The following is a 1,007-nucleotide window of genomic DNA, read 5'->3' as shown; positions in this document are numbered from 1 at the left end:
TTGACGCCAAGCCGCAATCGCTCGGAACGGGTGCCATGTTGGGTGCGCTGCAGAACCTTCAGGATCGATGTGAGGTTGGCAATCCGCTCGTTGGCACTCTTCTCCACCGCCTCCAGCCGCGCGATCTACGCGGCTTGCGTCGTCTTCGCACGGGCTCCGCGGTCAAAATCTCAAAGGTTCGAGGGTGATTCACACTGTCGCTCATAGAATTCTCCGCATGACTCATGCAGAAAATCGCCGATCAGCAGTACGAAAGATACGTGGGGTGGTCTACGTGCTTACACTGTTCCCCGATAGGGTGAAGAAACGGGCTCACGGTTTTGGATCGGGCCCAGCAGCCTAGAGGAACAGTCGAGATGGAATATATTGGACTTGATGTGTCGATGAAAGAGACGGCGATCTCAATTCGGCGAGAAGGTCAGCGGATTTGGCGCGGCAAGGTGGATTCGGATCCTAAGTTGATTGCCGAGGTCATCCGTAAGCGCGCACGGCAGGTGCAGCGGGTTGTCTTTGAGACTGGTCCATTGTCGATCTGGTTCTGGCACGCGCTGCAGGCGGAAGGACTGCCAGCGATCTGTATTGATGCACGCCATGCGGCTAAAGCGCTCGATATGGCGCCCAACAAGACCGATCTTAATGACGCCGACGGCTTGGCGCAGCTTGCCGAGATTGGTTACTTCAAAGAAGTGCGGGTGAAAGGCTTCGACAACCGGCCTGACCGTCCGCTGCCAACTTGATGAGAACCTCTATCCCGCCGGCATCAAAGTCTCCGACCAGGAAATGGCTGCATTGAACATCCTGCGCAACAACTTCCACGGCGAATGGAACTACTCAATCCGCCCGCGAGTACCAAAATCAGAGCCGTAATTTATCGACGCTGCCTAAGGTCATCCGAAAAGGGTCTCGCCATCCTGGCCGGCCTCCTGCACCGGCCTGAATGGTGAATCTGATTTGCTCACAAAAGGGAATCTGGAGGGTTCTGTGAGGTCCGGGCGCTGGGCATGCGG

Annotated in this window: 2 pseudogenes; both read left to right on the top strand. The window is 56.4% G+C overall.

Features of this window, described 5'->3' with window-relative positions:
• Positions 1-356: 356 nt before the first annotated feature.
• Positions 357-710 (top strand): annotated as a pseudogene (locus ABK249_RS33785) (IS110 family transposase); the annotation flags it as partial.
• Positions 700-867 (top strand): annotated as a pseudogene (locus ABK249_RS33780) (ISAzo13-like element transposase-related protein); the annotation flags it as partial. The pseudogenes ABK249_RS33785 and ABK249_RS33780, both read left to right, overlap by 11 nt.
• Positions 868-1,007 lie beyond the last annotated feature (140 nt).

It is taken from the genome of Neorhizobium phenanthreniclasticum (assembly GCF_040066075.1).
In the GTDB taxonomy this organism is placed as follows: Bacteria; Pseudomonadota; Alphaproteobacteria; order Rhizobiales; family Rhizobiaceae; genus Neorhizobium; species Neorhizobium petrolearium.
Note: the sequence above shows the minus strand (reverse complement) of the source record. Positions and strands in the feature narration are given on the sequence as shown.